At 66.3% G+C, this 19,128-nt stretch carries 16 protein-coding genes; 10 read left to right on the forward strand and 6 right to left on the reverse strand.

Annotated elements, in window-relative coordinates; all coding sequences use genetic code 11:
• Positions 1-16 precede the first annotated feature (16 nt).
• Positions 17-454, reverse strand: coding sequence for a hypothetical protein (locus BSF38_RS22760; RefSeq protein ID WP_076349421.1), 438 nt, complete (start codon positions 452-454; stop codon positions 17-19).
• An 80-nt stretch (positions 455-534) separates the two neighbouring features.
• On the opposite strand from BSF38_RS22760, the gene BSF38_RS22765 reads away from it, so the two are divergent.
• Positions 535-1,407, forward strand: coding sequence for an enoyl-CoA hydratase-related protein (locus BSF38_RS22765; protein ID WP_076349422.1), 873 nt, complete (start codon positions 535-537; stop codon positions 1,405-1,407).
• Positions 1,408-1,540: 133 nt separating this feature from the next.
• Here the strand turns inward: BSF38_RS22765 and BSF38_RS22770 are convergent, their stop codons facing one another.
• Positions 1,541-2,785, reverse strand: a complete 1,245-nt coding sequence (locus BSF38_RS22770) for an ammonium transporter (protein ID WP_076351324.1) — start codon at positions 2,783-2,785, stop codon at positions 1,541-1,543.
• A gap of 287 nt (positions 2,786-3,072) precedes the next feature.
• Here BSF38_RS22770 and BSF38_RS22775 point away from each other — a divergent pair, with 287 nt between their 5' ends.
• Positions 3,073-5,640 (forward strand): hypothetical protein, encoded by a 2,568-nt coding sequence (locus BSF38_RS22775; RefSeq protein WP_145952280.1) that lies wholly within the window; start codon positions 3,073-3,075, stop codon positions 5,638-5,640.
• Positions 5,641-5,917: 277 nt separating this feature from the next.
• On the opposite strand, the gene ispH is transcribed toward BSF38_RS22775, so the two are convergent.
• Positions 5,918-6,880, reverse strand: coding sequence for a 4-hydroxy-3-methylbut-2-enyl diphosphate reductase (gene ispH, locus BSF38_RS22780; RefSeq protein ID WP_076349424.1), 963 nt, complete (start codon positions 6,878-6,880; stop codon positions 5,918-5,920).
• A gap of 165 nt (positions 6,881-7,045) precedes the next feature.
• On the reverse strand, positions 7,046-7,840 hold the full coding sequence (locus BSF38_RS22785) for an ice-binding family protein (RefSeq protein WP_076349425.1): 795 nt from the start codon (positions 7,838-7,840) through the stop codon (positions 7,046-7,048).
• 451 nt (positions 7,841-8,291) lie between these two features.
• On the opposite strand from BSF38_RS22785, the gene pyrR reads away from it, so the two are divergent.
• The 8 genes from pyrR (at position 8,292) to BSF38_RS22830 (ending at position 17,062) form a co-directional block, all read left to right on the forward strand.
• Complete coding sequence (pyrR, locus tag BSF38_RS22790; protein ID WP_076351326.1) at positions 8,292-8,849, forward strand: bifunctional pyr operon transcriptional regulator/uracil phosphoribosyltransferase PyrR; 558 nt, start codon at positions 8,292-8,294, stop codon at positions 8,847-8,849.
• A gap of 116 nt (positions 8,850-8,965) precedes the next feature.
• Complete coding sequence (locus BSF38_RS22795; RefSeq protein WP_076351328.1) at positions 8,966-9,889, forward strand: aspartate carbamoyltransferase catalytic subunit; 924 nt, start codon at positions 8,966-8,968, stop codon at positions 9,887-9,889.
• Between the two features lie 16 nt (positions 9,890-9,905).
• On the forward strand, positions 9,906-11,234 hold the full coding sequence (locus BSF38_RS22800; protein ID WP_076349426.1) for a dihydroorotase: 1,329 nt from the start codon (positions 9,906-9,908) through the stop codon (positions 11,232-11,234).
• Positions 11,235-11,331: 97 nt separating this feature from the next.
• Positions 11,332-12,111: an NYN domain-containing protein gene (locus BSF38_RS22805; RefSeq protein WP_076349427.1), complete on the forward strand. Its 780-nt coding sequence runs from the start codon at positions 11,332-11,334 to the stop codon at positions 12,109-12,111.
• Between the two features lie 77 nt (positions 12,112-12,188).
• Complete coding sequence (locus tag BSF38_RS22810; protein ID WP_076349428.1) at positions 12,189-12,899, forward strand: YdjY domain-containing protein; 711 nt, start codon at positions 12,189-12,191, stop codon at positions 12,897-12,899.
• A gap of 1,186 nt (positions 12,900-14,085) precedes the next feature.
• On the forward strand, positions 14,086-15,339 hold the full coding sequence (gene sucC, locus BSF38_RS22820; RefSeq protein ID WP_076349429.1) for an ADP-forming succinate--CoA ligase subunit beta: 1,254 nt from the start codon (positions 14,086-14,088) through the stop codon (positions 15,337-15,339).
• 251 nt (positions 15,340-15,590) lie between these two features.
• Positions 15,591-16,472 carry a succinate--CoA ligase subunit alpha gene (sucD, locus tag BSF38_RS22825; protein WP_076349430.1) on the forward strand — a complete coding sequence of 294 codons (882 nt, stop codon included), beginning with the start codon at positions 15,591-15,593 and terminating at the stop codon, positions 16,470-16,472.
• Complete coding sequence (locus tag BSF38_RS22830) at positions 16,469-17,062, forward strand: NUDIX domain-containing protein (RefSeq protein ID WP_076349431.1); 594 nt, start codon at positions 16,469-16,471, stop codon at positions 17,060-17,062. Before sucD ends, BSF38_RS22830 begins: the two co-directional genes overlap by 4 nt.
• Before the next feature lie 48 nt (positions 17,063-17,110).
• Here BSF38_RS22830 and BSF38_RS22835 read toward each other — a convergent pair whose 3' ends face one another.
• Together BSF38_RS22835 and BSF38_RS30880 are read right to left on the reverse strand one after the other, a co-directional pair.
• The gene (locus tag BSF38_RS22835; protein ID WP_168189435.1) at positions 17,111-18,325 is read right to left on the reverse strand and encodes a peptidoglycan recognition protein family protein; all 1,215 of its coding nucleotides are present in this window, start codon (positions 18,323-18,325) and stop codon (positions 17,111-17,113) included.
• A 285-nt stretch (positions 18,326-18,610) separates the two neighbouring features.
• Positions 18,611-18,814, reverse strand: coding sequence for a hypothetical protein (locus tag BSF38_RS30880; protein WP_145952281.1), 204 nt, complete (start codon positions 18,812-18,814; stop codon positions 18,611-18,613).
• Between the last annotated feature and the right edge of the window lie 314 nt (positions 18,815-19,128).

The following is a 19,128-nucleotide window of genomic DNA, read 5'->3' on the forward strand; positions in this document are numbered from 1 at the left end:
TTCCCCGACATGTGTTTCAATCGGAATGTGATGCAGTCATGTTCGGTTTGCCCGGCTTGCCGGCGCCGATCGATCCGAAATAGCCGGTCGCGCAGTCCTTGCCGAACAGGTAAGCGAAAAAGGCGCCGCCGGGGATCATCAAGAGCGTGACTGTGTTCAGGTGAGAGAGTTTGGATAAAAAATAACCGAGGCTCGGGTGGTTCTCGAACGGGAAGAGCCACCACTCGATGAACACGCCCAGGCCCAGCGCGGCGATCGCGCAGGCCACGCCTCGCGGCGTCGACGGGTGGCGGGCCAGAAACCCGCAGCCGAGCCCGAGCATCGCCCCGGGGATCATCATCCCGTAAAATCCACGGTGATAAATCCACAGGAACGTGTAATATCCCAGGATCGCGCCCAGCGTCGCGCCGACTAGGCCCAGGAGGTTGCTGGCGATCCGGCTGGATGAAGTCATTTCGGTCCGACTCCCGGTGGTGATGGCGTGGATTCTTTACCCCCCTTCGGAAATCATAACGCTCAGGAGAGGCAAAGACCATGACCGTAGATACGACTCGAACGGCCTGGCGGTGCGATCGCGGCGAGGACGGAATCTGGACGCTCTGGTTCGATCAACCGGGCAAGTCCCACAACATCCTCACCGCCGACGCCTTCAACGAGCTGGACGACCGCCTTGCCGAGATCGAGGAAGACGACTCGGTGCGCGGGGTCTTGATCCGCAGCGCCAAGGAGGCCGGCTTCTGCGCCGGGGCCGACCTTCGGACCATCCAGCAATCGCGTTCCGCCGCCGACGTCGAGGCCTACCTGCGGCGGGGGATCGAGGTTTTCGATCGGCTCGCCCGGCTCGACCCGCCCACCACGGCCGTCTTGCACGGCGTCTGCCTCGGCGGCGGCTTCGAACTGGCGCTGGCCTGCCAGCACCGCGCGGCGTTGGCCTCGCACACGGCCCTCCAGCTTGGCACGCCCGAAGTTCACCTCGGCCTGATCCCCGGCTGGGGCGCCATCGAGCACCTCACGCGGCTGCTCGCCCCCAAGGACGCGCTCGATCTGCTGCTGTATGGCAACCCGATCGGCTTTCTTCACGCCAAGTCGCAAGGCGCAGTCGACCGCCTGGTCTCGCACGACGAACCGGAACGGCTCACCGAGACCCTGACTCTCGCCCCCGCGCCGGAGCGCCCGTTCCTCGCCGAGATCTGGAACGACGAGCTCGATTTCGCCCGAGCCAAGCTGGCCCAGCAGCCGGTCGGCTTCCCCGAAGCCCAGGCGGCGATCCTCGAAGTCATCGAGATCGACCTCGCCGAAGGCCCCGAAGCCGCCCGCGAAGCCACGATCGAGCGGCTCGTCGAGCTGATGCTCAGCGAGCCCTCGCGGCACGCGATCGACGAGTTCTTCCATCGCGCCCGAGGCTGATTGCTCCGAGCCCCCGAAATACAAGCCCGATGCGCAAGCGAGTGCATTCCCAGCCAAAGGGCTGAATCAGCAAACGCAAAACCATGCACTCGCTTGCGCATCGGGCTTGTATTTCGAGGGCTCGGGAGTCACTTTATGCCCCCAGCCGCTCGCCTTCGCCGAGGATGTAGCCGCGCTGGCCGTGCTCGGCGAGGTCGAGGCCGAGTTCTTCGTCTTCGGGGCTGGCGCGGAGGCCGAGCAGGCGATCGACGGCGATCAAGAGGCCGGCGGTGACGACGAACGTGTACGCGACGACGACCCCGGCGCCGACGAACTGGACGGCGATCAGGTCGGCGTTCCCCTGGAACAGCCCGACGACCTCGGCGTCGATCGCGGGGTCGGCGAGCAGGCCGACGGCCAGCAGCCCCGCGACGCCGCCGACGCCGTGGACCCCGAACACATCGAGTGAATCGTCGTAGCTGAGCCTCCGCTTGGCCGCGACGGCGGCGTAGCAGAGCGCCGAGACCACCAGGCCGATCGCCGACGCGCCCAGGGGCGTCACGTAGCCCGCCGCGGGCGACACGCCCACCAGCCCGGCCACCGCGCCGGTGCATGTTCCCAAGAGCGTCACTTTCCCCTTCTGCAACTGTTCGATCAGCGACCAGGCGATCATCCCCGCGCCGCCGCCGAGGATCGTCGCCGCCAGGGCCGCGATCATCGAGGGAGAGACTTTCCAGGCGTGGGCCGTGTTCAGGCCGATCCAGCCGAACCAGAGCAAGCCCGACCCGATCGCCGTCAGCGTGAGGTTGTGCGGATGGAGGTTCTCGGAGTCGAGCCCGCGCCGCTTGCCCAGGATCAGCGCGCAGCAGAGCGCGGCGACCCCCGCCGTCGCGTGGACGACCAGCCCTCCGGCGAAATCATGGACGCCCAGCTTCTTGAGCCAGCCGTCCGGCGCCCAGACCCAGTGCGCGACCGGATCGTAAACGAGCGTCGTCCAGCCGAGAATGAAGACCGTCATCGGGCCGAACCGCACCCGCTCGACCACCGCGCCGGAGATCAACGCCGCCGCGAACACCGCGACCGTCAGCTCGAACAGCAAGAAGACCGGCTGCGGGATCGTCGCGGCGAAATCCGCGTCCGGCGCGAACGAGAAGCCGAGCATCGCCCCGCCCGGCACGCCGATCCAACCCCCCGCCGCGCCGCGCCCGAACGCCAGCCCGTGCCCCACCACCAGCCACTGCAACGCGACGGCGCCCAGCAGGATGAAACAGCCCTGAAACGTCGCCAGCACGTTCTTGCGCCGGACCATCCCGCCGAAGAACAGACCCAGCGCGGGAGTCATCAGCATGACCAGCGCGGTACAGAAGACCACGAGCAACGTATCGACCGGACTGATCATCGAGCGAAACTCCACCAGGATGCTGGACGGCCGAATCCGACCCGGTGAGAGGACGCGGGCGACACTCATCTTAGCGATCGGCGTGAGCGTGGGAAGATAGGCACGTTGGGTCTTGATGATTCGTCCCCATCGGAGAGGGTTGACGACGTCGTCTGAACGCGTCGCTTATGGAGGCAAAATTTACAATCCGGAATCTTCCTCTTGGTTTTCTTGGAGGAATCGGCAAAGTCCTGTCGAGGAATCAGGTGATGACCGTCGATCTCGGGTTGCTCCGAGTTGAGGGGACCATGTTTCAGACACGGACGCGACGAAGGTTGATTCCTGCGCGGCTTGCATTTACGGCGATCTTGACGGTCGGCGGCGGGTGCTCGACGTTCAACGGATGGCCCGATCCGACGTCGCGTCGCGAGCCCGTCGCGCCGTCGCTGCTCCAGGCCGAGCAGCGGATCGACGATCTCGACCGGATCATGACGGCCAACGGGACGATCGGGGTCAAGTCGCCCGACGTCTGGGGTCAAGACCGGCTGGCCAAGTTCCGCTCCGAGTATGAGACGCAGATGGCCCAGTGGCTGAAGGTCGGTTTCAAGGGGGTCATCAACGCCTCGATCAGCCGGAACGAGGCCGACGCCAAGCGCGTTCAGCTTGCGGCCGGCCTGAGCGACCCCACGGCCAAGACCACTGCCGCGACCGACGACGCCGCCAAGTCGATGCTGGCGGCTCTGTCGAGCATGGGGTCGAGCAACTCGGCCGCAACGGCCGCGGCGACCGCGACGGCGAGCCCTGCGCCGATGGAGCGGACGGCGACCGTCCTGGAGCCGACGGTCGTGCTCGACGAGCACTCGAACTATCTGAACCATCTGAACCAGCTTCGCCGGATCAACGCCGGCGACGACCTCACCGATCGGCCGGGCTACGGCCTGTACCTCGTCCGCATCCCCGTGACGCTCACCCCCGGCCCGAAGAGTCGCCGGGGGCGCGGGGCGATCATCACGGTTTCCGCCAAGTCGTTGATGGTCAAGGACACCCTCCGCTACACCCTACGCAACGCCGTGATCAATGAGACGGTCGGCAGCCTCACGCAGGCCATCTGCAACGACGCCGACAAGGAGGGCGATCCCAACTCCGGGCCAGGGATGGGGCCGATCTCGCTGGTCGCGTTCGCCGACTCCGAGGTCTATTACGGGCCCGAGAACATCGTCTTCCTGCGCAAGGAGGCCGAGCGGCAACTGGCCCGCGAGTTCAACGACGAGCCGTACCATCGCAGCGCCCGGGTGTCGGAATGGCTTCGCGGTGAGCTTGAGGCGTCGTACTCGCTGCTCGAACAGTCCGTGGCTCCGCCGGCCGTCGCCTCCGGTCAGTCGGCCGAACGCGGCGATCCGCTCGAACGGATCGCCGCCTTGGTGGTCCAGCGCGACTTCGACGGGGTCGCCAAGCTGCGGCAGGGGGGGCTGGGCGACTCGTCCGTTTTGCTCGCCGGCGGGGCCCAGGCCTCGACCCCGGGCGATCCGCTCGCCGTCCAGCGGCGTAAGGCCGTGGGCCTGTTCGGCTTCGCGCTTCGCATCCAGGCGGCGGCCCTCAACGCGCGGCTCAAGCAAGACATCGTCGATCAGCTTCCCGAGCTGAAGCTGGAACAGCTCCGGAACGTGAACTTCTTCGATCCCAACGCCACCGACGACGCCATCCAGCTTTTCGGCAGGTACGTCAATGCCAAGTGGCCGCTCCGGGTCTACGCGATCGAGCCCGTCATCGCCCAGCAGAACGTGGCCGACGCCGTGGGCCGTCGCTCGCTGTCGGCCCTCGACCTGCTCGGCGGGGTGCCGCTCGGCCCGTTCAGGGCGGCGGGCGCGTTTTCAACCGATCGCCGGATCAGCGAAGACGAGGCGGCCATCCGGCTCAATCCGACCATGGTCGGCTTCGGCGCCGGCGAGAGCACGTTCGGCTGGATCTTCTACCCGAGGCTCCAGACGACGCGCACGCCCTACCGCAGCCTTTCCACCGCCGCCTCCCGCCTCATCCATGCACAGCTCCCCCAGGGCGACAAGGAACAGAGCATCGAGCCCGGCCAGCGCGAGTGCACGGCGCTTATCGTGATGCCCAACTTCATCCCCAAGATCGAGTTCGTCACGGTCGCCAACTGGTTCCGCACCGGCGACCTCAACGAGCGTCAGGCCTCGAACATCGAGCGCTCGTCCGACCTCGCCAGCCGGCTTGTCGAGGCCGAGGACGTCCTCAATCGGGTCCAGTCGGCCGGCGAGTTCCGGCCCGAGGAACTCCAGATCGCCCTCGAACGCCTGAACCAGCTCAAGAGCCTAATGCCCACCCAGCGGATGGTCGTCCGCGTCCCGTTCACCGGCGACGTCAACGACTCGCGGATCTTCTGCTCGCGCGGCGGTCAGCTTCGCCCCGCGCTCCTGGCCTGGCACGGCAAACCTCCCGAGCCGGGGGGCGAGGCGACGATCTTCCTCGAAGGCAAGAACTTCAGCGTTCACGACACCCACGTCATCGCCGGCGGCAAGCCCGCCGAGTCGGTCCTCGTCAGCCGCAATCTGATGCAGGTCACGATCGCCAAGGAGGCGCTCTCGACGCTCAACGCCGACGGCGCGCCGCTGATGGACGTCAGCGTCGCCACCCCCAACGGCGCTTCCAACCACCTGTTGATCCGGATGCGGCCCACGCAATCGCAGAACGCCCAACTGAACACCGCGGCGCGCACGCCCGAAGCCCCCAAGCCGGAGCTGGTCGGACCTCCCTGGCCGCCCAGCCAGACCCCACCGCCGCCGCCTTCCCCCGATCCCGCCGTCGTCCGCGCCTCGGACGCCAAGCCGCCGGCGGACGCGACGAAGGTCCAGAAATAGCGAGTGGAGCCTGAAATACGAGCCCGAAGCGCCAGCGAGTGAATTCCCCGCTGGCCGACCGGCGCTGCTCTGTAAATTCCGGTCCGTGGTTTGCCGTAGGGGCACCCCTTGTGGGTGCCCGATCGGCGAGCGTGAGCGGCCGGCGTGAAACGAACCGGGCACCCACAAGGGGCGCCCCTACCGGACCTGATCGTGACGCCGTGCGAGAAGCCCCTCATTTTCATGAGGCCGGGCGACCCAAACAGGGGGCATGACGATTCGCTCGGCCGGCGTCTGTTCAGGCACGGTCGGCGACGGGCGCGGCACCCTGGTCGAGCAGTTCGCGGAGCGACCTGGGGAGGGGGAAGTGGACGTTCTCCTCGCGGACGAACGACTCTTCGATGGTCGCGCCGCAGTGGTTCTGGAGGTAGTCGACGCACTCCTGCACTACGTCTTCCGGGGCGCTCGCGCCGGCGGTGATGAGCACAGTCTCGGCGCCTTCGAACCACGACGACTGGATCTCGGAGACGCCGTCGATCAGGTGCGACGGGATGCCCATCGAGTGCGCGATCTCGGCCAGCCGGCGGCTGTTGGAGCTGTTCTGGCTGCCGAGCACGAGGACGACGTCGGCCCGCGCGGCGAGTTCGCGAACGGCCTCCTGGCGGTTCTGCGTGGCGTAGCAGATGTCGTCCTTGGGCGGGTTGGCGATCTTGGGGAACTTCGCCCGCAGCGCGGCGATCACGATGTTGGCGTCGTCGACGCTGAGGGTCGTCTGGGTCAGATAGGCGACCTTGTCGGGGTCGGGCAGCTCCAGCTTCTCGACGTCCTCAGCGGTCTCGACGAGCACCATCTGGTCGGGGGCCTCGCCCATCGTGCCGATCACCTCGTCGTGCCCCTCGTGGCCGATCAGGATGATCGTGTAGCCTTCGCGGGCGTACTTGATCGCTTCGAGATGGACTTTGGTCACCAGCGGGCAGGTGGCGTCGATCGCCAGCAACCGCCGGCCCTTGGCCTCCTGGCGGATCTCGGGCGAGACGCCGTGCGCGCTGTAGAGCAGCGGCGAACCCTCGGGAACCTCGGCGAGCGTCTCGACGAAGACCGTCCCGCGCTTGGAGAACCGGTCGACCACGTACTTGTTGTGGACGATCTCGTGATAGACGTAGACCGGCGACCCGAAGTAATCAAGCGCCCGTTCGAGGCACTCGATCGCCATGTTGACCCCCGCACAGAAGCCTCGGGGGTTGGCCAGGAGGATTTTCATCGCGGGGGCGGCTCCATCATCGCGGGCGGGATAAGTTGCCTCCCATCGTACGTACCCGGCTGTTCGAGGGGAAGGCGACTCGGAGCGACGGGAGGCTCCGGGCCGGCGCCGAGGCAACCGAGCGAGGCGCCGAGCTCGGGCTTACCGCGTCAGTTCGCGCCGATGTTAACGCCGGCGCAACCACTGGCGCAGCGAGGGCAGCCCCAGCACCACGCCGCCGACGAGAGCGAGGGTCAGCGTGGCGGGTTCCGGGACCGCGCCGGCCGAGCAGTTGGTGATGACGTTGGAGTCAAGCGTCACTTCGCCATTGCGAGCCAAGGCGCTCCCATCCAAGATGGTCGCGCCGGTGGTCATTGTGATGCTCGTCAACGCGAGGATGTGTCCCTCGAACGCGGTGCCCGTGCCGAGCGTCGCAGAACTTCCGACCTGCCAGAACACGGTGCATCCGGACATCCCGCTGCCGTTGTTGATCGTCACGACCGACGAGTTGCTCGCGGTCGTCAGCGTGCTCCCGATCTGGAACACGAATTGCGCATTCGGGTCGCCCTGCGCGTCGAGGGTGAGCGTCCCCGTCAGTTGAGCCGACGACGCGAAGAAGTAGACGCCCGCCGTGAGCGTGAGTCCGCCAAGATCCTGGCCGGTCAAGACCTGGGTGTGCGCCAAGCCCGCCGCTTGATTGTACGCGGTGGTGAGGTCGGTCTGGGCCTGAGCCGCTACCGCATCGCCCGCATGGGTCGTATATGGCGGCGTGATGCTTCCCGGGGGGAAACCGGTGATTGCAGACCCGGGACTGACTCCCACATCTCCTCCATTGATCACGGTCGGGCCGGTATTGGTCACCGTCGAGCCGGCCAGGACCGCGAAGTCCCCCGCCGTGCCCAGTAAGATGGCGGCCGTTGCTTGCGAAGGCAAGCCGACGAACGCCGTGATCGCCAGTAAAACAAGCGTTTTTGTTCGCATTCAAGGACTCCTCATCCTGTCGAAGGGGCATCAAGAAAGATGTTGCTTGGCCGTCGTCTTAGCAAGTAGATGGCGAAATTCGCCAACCGAGGCTTGGGAGACATGTCGCACGCAAGGAGACTATTATGAACAGCTCCATGCGGGCAAGATTTAAATAAAAGTGACTTCCTTTTTGTCGGAACGTTCCTTTTCCTCCACATGAACGTTGCGGCGGGAGGACTTCGCCGAGGCGTACGAGGGTGGACTTGCCGTCGCACTCACTCGATCGATTGCAATGGAGACGTCATGCCCCCGGGCGGGCGCCAAGAGAGGCCGCGCAGGTTGATGGGGTTCGTCGAGCGACTTGCGTCGAGAAGGTTGAGGAAGGTGCGGTTCCTTGAATCTCTCGGCGAAAATCTGATAGAGTTCACCAACGGGTGCGGACGACTTGCGCGCGGCGAGCGAGGGCTTCATGAGCTTCGACGACGAGGGAGTTTGCGACGGCGTTGAGACCGGCGGGCTGATCGCGGCGATGTCCGAGCAGGTCTGGAAGGGCCGTCGGCCGGGGGTTCCGCTTCGGCTGATCGGGGTCCGCGCCCGGGGGGTGCCGCTGGCCGAGCGGCTGGCGCGCGACGTTTCCGGTTCGGAGCAAGCGGCCGTGGTCGGCGCCGTCGACATCACGCTTTATCGCGACGATCTCGACCAGGCGAACCGCTGGCCGGTGCTGCGAGGGACCGAGATCCCGTTCGACGTCGACGGCGCCGATATCGTGCTGGTAGACGACGTGCTGTTCACCGGCCGGACCATCCGCGCGGCGATCAACGCGATCTGCGACCTCGGGCGGCCGTCGCGGATCAGGCTGGCCGTGCTCGTCGATCGCGGCTGTCGCGAACTGCCCATCCAACCCGACATCGTGGGGCTGCACCTGCGGATCGATCGCCGCGATCGCGTCCAGGTTCGGCTCCGTCCCATCGACCCGGTCGACGAGATCGTCCAGATACCGGCGGCTCCCCGCCTCTCCCAATCTTGAGAGGAGCGTTCCCCGTGACGACCGCATCGCCCGTCGCCCCCGTCCCCGGTTCAAAAGCCCCGGCCTCGGCCGATTCCGACGCCGATCCTTCCAGTACGGCGTGGACCCGCAAGCATTTGCTCGGTCTTGAGGAGCTTTCGCGCGAGGAGATTCTGGCGATCCTCGACACCGCCGAGTCGTTCGCCGAGATCTCCAACCGCAGCCGCAAGAAGGTCCCCGCGCTTCAGGGCCGGATCGTCTTCAACCTGTTCTTCGAGAACTCGACGCGGACCCGAACCAGCTTCAGCCTCGCGGCCAAGCGGCTGTCGGCCGACACCCAGGACTTCACCGCCAGCGTTTCGAGCCTGTCCAAGGGCGAGACGTTCATCGACACCGCCAAGAACATCGAGGCCATGGGCGCCGACGTCATGGTCGTCCGCCACCCGACCCCCGGCGCGCCTCATTTGCTGTCGCAGCACGTCAGCTCGTCGATCATCAACGCCGGCGACGGCGCCCACGAGCACCCGACGCAAGGGCTGCTCGACCTGATGACGATCCGCAAGGCCAAGGGGAGGATCGAGGGGCTGACCGTCGGCCTGGTCGGCGACATCGCCCACTCCCGCGTCGCTCGGTCGAACATCTGGGGCCTGCTCAAGCTCGGCGCCAAGGTGATCCTCTGCGGCCCGCCGACCCTCGTCCCCAAGGCGATGGAGCGGCTCGGCTGCGAGGTCGCCTACCGCCTCGAGGACGTGTTGCCCCGCTGCGACGTCGTCAACGTGCTGCGGATCCAGTTCGAGCGCCAGCAAGGGGGCATGTTCCCCTCGGTCGGCGAATACTCGCAGTTTTACATGATGAATCAGGAACGCGTGCGGATGGCCAAGCCCGACCTGCTGCTGCTGGCCCCCGGCCCGATCAACCGAGGGGTCGAGCTGACCCCGGAGGTCGCCGACGGCCCGCACTCGGCCATCCTCGACCAGGTCAAGAACGGGCTGGCGGTCCGTATGGCCGTGCTCTACCTCCTCAGCGGCAAGTTGGACGCTCGCTCCCCAGCCGCCGAATAGAAAAGGCTCGAAAGACATGGGCAAACTCGCCTTGCCGACCATCCAGATCACCGGCGGACGCATCATCGATCCGGCGCAGGGACTCGACCACGTCGGCGACCTCTGGATCAGTCGCGGCCGGATCTTGCCGACGGGCGGGGTCAACGAAGAGGCCGAGGTCGTCATCGACGCGCGCGGCAAGATCGTCTGCCCCGGCCTGATCGACCTCCACGTCCATCTCCGCGAGCCCGGCAACGAGGAAGACGAGACCATCGCCACCGGGGCCGCGTCGGCCCTCGCGGGGGGCGTCACCTCGGTCGCCTGCATGCCTAACACGATCCCGCCGATCGACACCCAGGCCGCCGCCGAGTTCGTGGTGCTCCAGGGCCAGCGCGCCCGCCAGGCCAACGTCTACCCGGTCGGCGCGGTGAGCAAGGGGCGGAAAGGGGAGGAGCTGGCGGCTCTCGGCCAGCTCGTGGCCGGCGGCGCGGTCGCCTTCACCGACGACGGCGCCCCGGTGGCGAACGCCGGCCTGATGCGCCGGGCGCTCGAGTACTCGAAGATGTTCGACCTCGTGATCATGCAGCACTGCCAGGTCCCCGAGCTGACCGTCGGCGGCGTCATGAACGAGGGGTTCGAGTCGATGCGGCTGGGCCTCGGCGGCATGCCCGCCGCCGCCGAGGACATCATGGTCGCCCGCGACATCCGACTCGCCGAGATCACCGGCGGCCGGCTCCACATCCAGCACATCTCGACCGCCCGATCCGTCGAACTCGTCCGCGAGGGCAAGGCGCGCGGGATCAAGGTCACGGCCGAGGCCTGCCCGCACCACTTCAGCCTGACCGACGAGTGCCTCCGGACATTCGACTCCAACTTCAAGATGAACCCGCCGCTCCGCACGGCGGCCGACGTCGAGGCCGTGATCGAGGGGCTCAAGGACGGCACGATCGAGATCCTCGCGACCGACCACGCCCCCCACGCCCGCGAGAAGAAGATGCGCGAGCTGGACCAGGCGCCGTTCGGCATCGTCGGCCTGGAGACGCTGATCCCGATCACCGTCAAGACGCTGATCGAGCCCGGCCACCTGACCTGGCCCGAGGTCATCCGCAAGCTGACGATCAACCCGGCCGAGCTGCTGCGCATTCCGAAGGGGACGCTTCGCCCCGGCGCCGACGCCGACGTCACCGTCATCGACGCCTCGACCACCTGGACCATCGACCCGACCCAGTTCCGCAGCAAGAGCCGCAACACGCCTTACGCCGGCTGGGAAGTCCGCGGCCGCGCCCACACCGTCATCGTCGGCGGCGAGGTCCGCTACACGCTCGGCGGGATCGTCCGGGAAGGGGTCGCGCCCGCCGCCGGCTGATTGATCCGCCCTTGCTTGAATAACGGGTACTCGCCCGCATACACTTTCTTGATGGGGGTTCGATGGATCGATCACACGAAAGCTGGCCCGCGCAGCCATGCACTGGCTCATTGACGGCTATAATGTGATGCACGCGGCGGGGGCGGTCGACGGCAAGTCGGGCCGAGCCCGGTTCCGGATCGCCCGGCGGCGGTTCCTCAACGAGCTGGCCGACGGCCTCGGCGCCCTCGTCCACGAGACGACGGTGGTCTTCGACGCCTCCAGGCCCCCCGGTGATTTTCCGGTCGAGTCGGTCTATAAGGGCATCACGGTCATCTTCGCCGTCGCTGACGAAGACGCCGACGCCCGGATCGAGCGGATCATCGCCCACCATTCGAATCCCAAGGCGCTGACGGTCGTCTCGACCGACCGCCGCGTCCGCCTCGCCGCCACCCGCCGCAAGGCACACGCGCTGCGGGCCGACGACTTCCTCGACCGGATCACGACCCTCGCCCACGAACGCCCCAAGCCGACGGCCGCCGACAAACCCGACGCCAAGCCCCCCGCCGCACTCATGGACGACGCCGAAAAAGCCCATTGGATGCAAGTCTTCGGCTCGATCGACGACGAGGCCGCCGCCGAACCCCTCGACCCGAAGCCGGCCGGCGTCCAGGAACAGGAACGACCCCGGCCCAAGACCGATCAACCCCCCAGGCGGAAGGCCGTCGCCAAGCCCAACAAGGCCGCGATGTACGACGCCGAGAAGGCCCACTGGCTCAAGGTCTTCGGCTCGATCGACGATGACCCCGCCGTCCGCAAAGCCCTCAACTCCGAGCCCACCCTCCTGACCGACGCCGAGATCGCAAAGATCCAGCGCGAAATCGACCTCGAACCGTGACCTGGCCCCGACCGGGTTTGCCGCGATACGATGTCTTCAACGTCGCCAACCACGACATGGCAACAAGGAGACTTCGGATGTCGACCCTTCTCGCGATCGGCCTTCTGGCGGTGTTTCCCCAGCAGCAGGACGCTCCACCGATCGCGGCCGACGCTGCGGCGATCCGGGGGGTCGTGATCGACACCAAGAACGGCGAGGTCGCGTTCGGAGCGACCGTCCAGCATCCGACCGGCAAGCCTTGCATCGACGCCTGGGGGCAGCGCCCGCAGGCGTTCGTCGGGACGAGGGTCGCGGGGGGCAAGCCCTCCGAGTTCGCCGACCACTTCGTCTTCCTCACCGACGCCGACGTCGAGGACGTCTATCGAGGGCTCGCCGAGGTCGGCCTCCAGATCGACAAGCACGTCTCGCGCGCGGAGGGGAAGAAGGTCGCCGGCCGCGAATACCTGAAGGGCGACCCCGTCGCGATCGTCGTGACCTGGAAGGAGAACGGCAAGTGGGTCGAGAAGCCGTATGAATCGTTCGTCAAGCAGAAAGTCGTCGTCGACGGCAAGGAGGTCGTCAAGCCGTGGACGCCCAAATGGGTCTTCCACGGCAGCGGCGTGATCCACAAGGAAGCCACCGGCTGCATCGCCTGCCCCTGCGACTGCCCCGGCGGCCTGATCGCCGACGTCCGCAACCCAATCTTCGACCCCATGCCGACCGTCTTCTTCGACCTCAAATCCGCGCCTCCCAAGGGGACCAAGGTCATCGTCAAGATCCGGCCCGATTACCAGCCGAAGAAGCCGTAACACCCTCAAGAGACCTTCTGGGGAATTCACTCGCTGGCGCTTCGAGCTTGTACGGCGGAGCGTGCTCGGACCCGAATACAAGCTCGAAGCGCCAGCGAGTGAATTCCCAGTCGGCCGGAGCCCCAAACCAAACCGCCCCTCAACGGGAGTTCTTCAACCCGATGGCCGGGAACCACTCCTTCAACACCAGCGAGCCGTTGGCCTACTTTCTGACCTGGACTACGTACGGAACCTGGTTGCCTGGAGACGAACGAGGTTGGAACCGTCGGCGAGACCACGAGGTCGAACGACCGAATCCCTTGTTCGCCGAAATGGCTCGATCGCAGATGAGAGAACCCGAGTTCCAGCTCTCAGGCGAGCTTCGGCGAATCGTTGAGGACACCGTACGCAGCCACTGTCGCATCCGGAGCTGGCCCCTGCATGCCGTCAACGTGCGAACCAACCATGTTCATGTCGTTGTGACCGCGAGCGGATACCGGCCTGAGGCCGTCCGAGATCAACTCAAGTCCTGGTGTACCCGCCGCTTGAAAGTGGACCTCCCGACACGAGTCCGGTTCTGGACCGAGGGAGCCAGTTGCCGCTGGATCAACAACGAAGAAGACCTACAGGCAGCCGTCCTTTACGTTATCGAGGCTCAGGACCAAAGGGGAACGGAGTAAACGGCGAGGTGAGAATTGATTACAAGCTCGAAGCGCCAGCGAGTGAATTCCCGATAAAACCGAGAAAACTCACTCGCTGGCGCTTCGAGCTTGTATTTCGGCTCCATCCCCCCTCCGGATACAAGCTCGAAGCGCCAGCGAGTGAATTCCCGATAAAACCGAGAAAACTCACTCGCTGGCGCTTCGAGCTTGTATTTCGGCTCCATCCCCCCTCCGGATACAAGCTCGAAGCGCCAGCGAGTGAATTCCCCGGTCGGCCATGGCGATCCGCAGCCATCCTCTCCACCGGATACAAGCTCGAAGCGCCAGCGAGTGAATTCCCGATAAAACCGAGAAAACTCACTCGCTGGCGCTTCGAGCTTGTATTTCGGCGCTGCGAGCCTCCGAATCGGGGGGCCGCCGAGGCTGTTCCCCTTGGAATCGCCTTCGAACGCGCGGTACAACCAACGGTTGTGATTTCTTCAGATACTTGGGGCTGCAGCCCGCAGCCGTCGGTTTTTTTCTTCTTGGAAACAAGGCCGCATTGCATGAAGGTCCATGAGTATCAGGCCAAAGAACTGCTCGGCAAGGCGGACGTCGCCGTGCCGGCCGGGATCGTGATCACGACGCCCGCCGAGGCGGCCAAGGCTTACGACGCGCTGGGCGGGGGTCTGGTCGTGGTCAAGGCCCAGGTCCACGCGGGAGGTCGGGGCAAAGGGGTGGCCGTCGGTTCGGAGGTCGATCGCGAGGAAGCTCTGGCGATCGCCAGCGGCAAGAAGCCGAGGCCCGACGGCATGGCCAAGGGGGTCCAACTCGTCCGCTCGGCCGCCGAGGCCGAGAAGGCCGCCGCCAGTCTGCTGGGCAAGACGCTGGTCACCTACCAGACCGGCGCGGAAGGCCAGGCGATCAAGAAGCTGCTGATCACCGTCGGCCACGACATCGCCCGCGAGCTGTACCTCGGCCTCGCCATCGACCGTAACCTCAAGTGCCCGGTCCTGATGGCCTCGACCGAGGGGGGCGTCGAGATCGAGACCGTCGCCGAGAAGACCCCGGAGAAGATCCTCCGCGAGCCGATCGACGTGGGGCTCGGCCTCGCCGACTTCCAGGCGCGCAAGGTCTGCAAGGCGCTCGGGCTCACCGGCGCGACCGCCAAGAAGGGGGTCGTCTTCCTCAAGAACTTCGTCAAGTTCTTCATCGAGTCCGACGCCTCGCTCGCCGAGATCAACCCGCTGATCGTCACCGACAAGGGGGACGTGCTGGCCCTCGACTGCAAGCTCAACTTCGACGACAACGCCATGTTCCGCCACAAGGACCTGGCGGGCCTGATCGACGAGGACGAAGAAGATCCGGCCGAGCTGCGCGCGGGCCGCTCGGGCCTGTCGTACGTCAGCCTCGACGGCGACATCGCCTGCCTGGTCAACGGCGCGGGGCTTGCCATGAGCACGATGGACCTGATCAAGTACCACGGCGGCGAGCCCGCCAACTTCCTCGACGTCGGCGGCGGCGCCGGCAAGGACCAGGTGCTCGAAGCCTTCCGCATCCTCCTCGACTCGTCCCGGGTCAACGCCGTGCTGGTCAACATCTTCGGCGGCATCATGAAGTGCGACATCATCGCCTCGGCCCTGCTCGCGGCCTACGACGAGATCGACTTCCGCGTCCCCCTGGTCGTCCGCCTCGAAGGAACCAACGCCGACCTCGGCAAGGAACTCCTCGAAAAGAGCGGCCGCAAGATCATCACCGCCGACGGACTGACCGACGCCGCGAAGAAAGTCGTCGCCGCCGCCAAGGGCCACGCCGCCTGACCGGCGCGAACATCGGCTCGCCGACGAGTTGCAAAACAGCTTCTGGAACAGGCCGGCGCCGTCATGCCTTCTCCCCTTGCGGGAGAAGGTGGCCGAAGGCCGGATGAGGGGTGGATCATGGGGACTCGCGAACGCGAACGGCGATCGAATCCCCCTCATCCGCCCCTGCGGGGCACCTTCTCCCGCAAGGGGAGAAGGGGATGCGGCTCCGAATTCGCCAGTAAATACACCGCAAACATGGAAACGAATTCATGAGTATCTTGGTCGATAAGAACACTCGCCTGATTTGCCAGGGGATCACCGGCAAGTCGGGCGCGTTCCACTCCGAGCAATGCAAGGCGTACGGCACGAACCTGGTCGGCGGCGTGACGCCGGGCCGGGGGGGCGAGACGGCCCTGGGCGTGCCGGTCTTCGACTCCTGCTATGAGGCCGTCGAGAAGACCGGCGCGAACGCGACGATGATTTTCGTCCCCGCCCCGGGCGCGGCCGACGCGGTCATGGAGGCCGCCGACGCCGGCATCCCCTTGATCATCGCGATCACCGAGGGCATCCCCGTCCTCGACATGGCCCGCGCCGTGGCTTATCTGCACGCCCATCATCCCGAGGTCCGGCTGATCGGCCCCAACTGCCCGGGCGTGATCACCCCCGGCGCCTGCAAGATCGGCATCATGCCGGCTTATATCCACAAGCCGGGCCGCGTCGGCCTCGTCAGCCGGTCGGGGACCCTCACGTACGAAGGCGTCTGGCAGCTCACGAACCTCGGCATCGGCCAGAGCACCTGCGTGGGGATCGGCGGCGACCCCGTCAACGGCACCAGCTTCGTCGACGTCCTCCGCCTCTTCGAGGCTGACCCCGACACCGACGCCGTCCTGATGATGGGCGAGATCGGCGGCAACGCCGAGGAGCAGGCCGCCGAGTTCAAGGCGTCGGGAGGCTTCACCAAGCCGCTGGCCGCCTTCATCGCCGGCCAGACCGCCCCGCCGGGCAAGCGCATGGGACACGCCGGCGCGATCATCTCGGGCGGCTCGGGCAAGGCGTCCGACAAGATCGCCGCGCTCGAAGGCGCGGGCATCCGCGTCGCCAAGAGCCCCGCCGACATGGGCCAGGCCCTCAAGGACGCCCTCGGCAAATGAGTCGGGACGCCGACCCAACCTCGAACCGACCGGACGGGCCGCCGCCTAACCCCTGGCGGACCCTGAGCGCTCGTCCGGTCTACGAGAACCCCTGGATTCGGGTCCGCGAAGACCAGGTCCTCCGCCCCGACGGTCAGCCGGGCGTCTACGGCGTGGTCGAGTTCAAGAACCGAGCCGTCGGCGTCCTGCCCGTCGAGGACGACGGTGCCGTCTGGCTCGTCGGCCAGCACCGCTACCCGCTCAATCAATACTCGTGGGAGATCCCCGAGGGGGGCGGCCCTCCCCACGAAACGCTCGAAGAATCGGCCCGACGCGAGCTGAAGGAAGAAACGGGCCTCACCTGCGGCAAGCTCGAATTGATCGCCACGAGCCATCTGTCGAACTCGGTCTGCGACGAGATCGCCTTCATCTATCGCGCCTCGGAACTGACCCCGGGAGAGAGCGAGCCGGAAGGGACCGAGCAGATCGAAGTCAGGCGAGTGCCTTGGGACGAAGCATGGGGAATGCTTCAGAGGGGCGAAATCACCGACTCGATGTCGGTCATCGCGATCTTGCACGAAGCCGTGCGGCGGTGCGGCGGGCTTGGATGAACAGATGGAAAAACCAACCCGCTTCCATGCGGGTCGAGGATGCATCCATCAATAAACCGGCGTGCCGCCTTGGCCCTGGCTGCTGGGGGCCTTGACCTTCCAGGCGGTGGGGACGGGGCGACGCTCGCGGGCGGGGCGGTCTTCCTGGACGTTGACGGACGGCGCGGCCAGGATGGATTCGAACGGGAAGTGCTTGCCGGGGCAGACGGTCGGCGTGGCCGCGAGGTGGGCGTGGGTCTCGACGTTCTCGTCGACGATCTCGTACTTCCGGCTCAGGTAGCTGACGAGCGCGCGGGCGGCGGCCACCTGGCGGGCGGTCGGCGGGGCCTTGTCGAAATCGCCGATGAAGCAAATGCCGATGCCGTACTCGTCGATCTCGGCCTTGCGGGCGTTGCGGCAGTGGACGCCGTGCTTCTGGTTGACCCAGCGCTGGGAGACCTCGATCTGACCGTCGCCGCTGCCGGTGCCGTTGCCGATCACGAAGTGATAGCCGCAGCCGTCGAACCCCAGCACCTTGCGATGCTCGGCGTCGATCGAATCGTAGTTGCCGGTCTCGGTCGCGCTGTGGTGCAGAACGACGTACTTCCAGGGGCGGTCGGCCTTGTTGGGGAAGAACAGCTCGTCGCCGCCGTCCTTGCCGAAGAACGTCTTGAGGCCGTCCTGGGCGCTCGTCCGCCGCACGACGCCGGTCGTCGAGGTCGACCGCAGGCCGCCGTCGACCTTGGTCTTGTACGACGTCGGGGCCGAGCTGCCGGGCCCTTGAAGCGCCGGCGACGACTTGGCGTTGGATTTCGAGTTCGAGTCGTACGAGGGGCGGAGGCTTCGCGACCGGCTCGTCGACGTCGCGGACGGGATCGAGTCGAGGTCCGGGTCGCCGATCGTGGCCTTGGGCGGCGTCTCGGGCGAGGCGCTCTTCCGCGAGGTCGGCGTCGTGTTGATGATCGGCTCGTCGAGGGCCGGGACGTCCGACGGGATCGACGCGCCCGGCTCGCTGCTGATCGGCTCGCGCGACAGGCCCCCGGGGGCCGAGCCGCCTCGAATGATCGTGGTGCCGGGATCGGTGACGACAGTCGTCGAGCCGCCGTCGCCGCCGCAATTGGTGCAGGGCGCCGCCGCGGCCCGAACCCCCGAGAAGACGGGACGAAGCGCCGAACGGCGGTGGTTGCAGCCGCCGGCCGTGGTCAGCAATGCGCCGGCGACCGCCGCGACGACCCACGCCTTGCCGGCGCGCACGGCGATCGGGGCCGATTGTTTCAGGGCCATTTCCATACTCCTTGCCAGGTTGAACAGTCGCCCGACGTCCCGGGTCGAGCCCTCGACTTCCATGAATCGCAAGAGCGATGCCGAACGATCGGCGGAAGCGTTCATGGCGAGGGGCCAAATTCCTGGATTCGTCTCAAGTCTACACGCCGATTGGACGACGTGCGGATTCCGCTCGAAATTTTTCGAGATTTCCTCAAGTTCGACCCGTCCGCAGCCTCCGCAGGCCTTGTAAAAAATACAAACGATTGTAATTCTAAGCATCCGTACACGCGAAATCCGCCCCGCTCATGAACCTGGACCGACTCTCGGGGTCGCGCCGATCGGCGGCGATGCGCGGGCCTTGACGATCATGCCGGACGCCGGAGCCGGGCGGGTTCCGCCCAGGACGCAGGTCGCGCGGGTCGAGACCGCCGACGGTGGACGACTCGACGGGTCGTCCACACTGGCCACGATGTCCATGGCACCCAGCAACTTTGTTTCTTCCGGCAAACGCTCGGCTCCCCTTTTCGAGCTGATTTTCCCTCTCCAACTTCTTATTCTATTTTTGAAGTGGTCTATGGACAGAGAGAGAAATAGCGCCTTAAAGCCTGTTTTGATAATGGCTTGCGCTGTCCATAGTGGCTCCCGGGGCCGGGGCCGGATCTATGGACGCCGTTCAAGTCGTCACAATCGTCGCGACCGGACGGAGGCGCGTGCACGCGGGCGCTCAACTGGCGGATCGGGGGGCGAAACGGTATGCTCGACGGATCGAGCGAAGCAACGGCCCCCGGACGCGCGGCGGGCTTTTTTTCATGACGGGACGG

Source organism: Paludisphaera borealis (assembly GCF_001956985.1).
GTDB classification, from domain to species: domain Bacteria; phylum Planctomycetota; class Planctomycetia; order Isosphaerales; family Isosphaeraceae; genus Paludisphaera; species Paludisphaera borealis.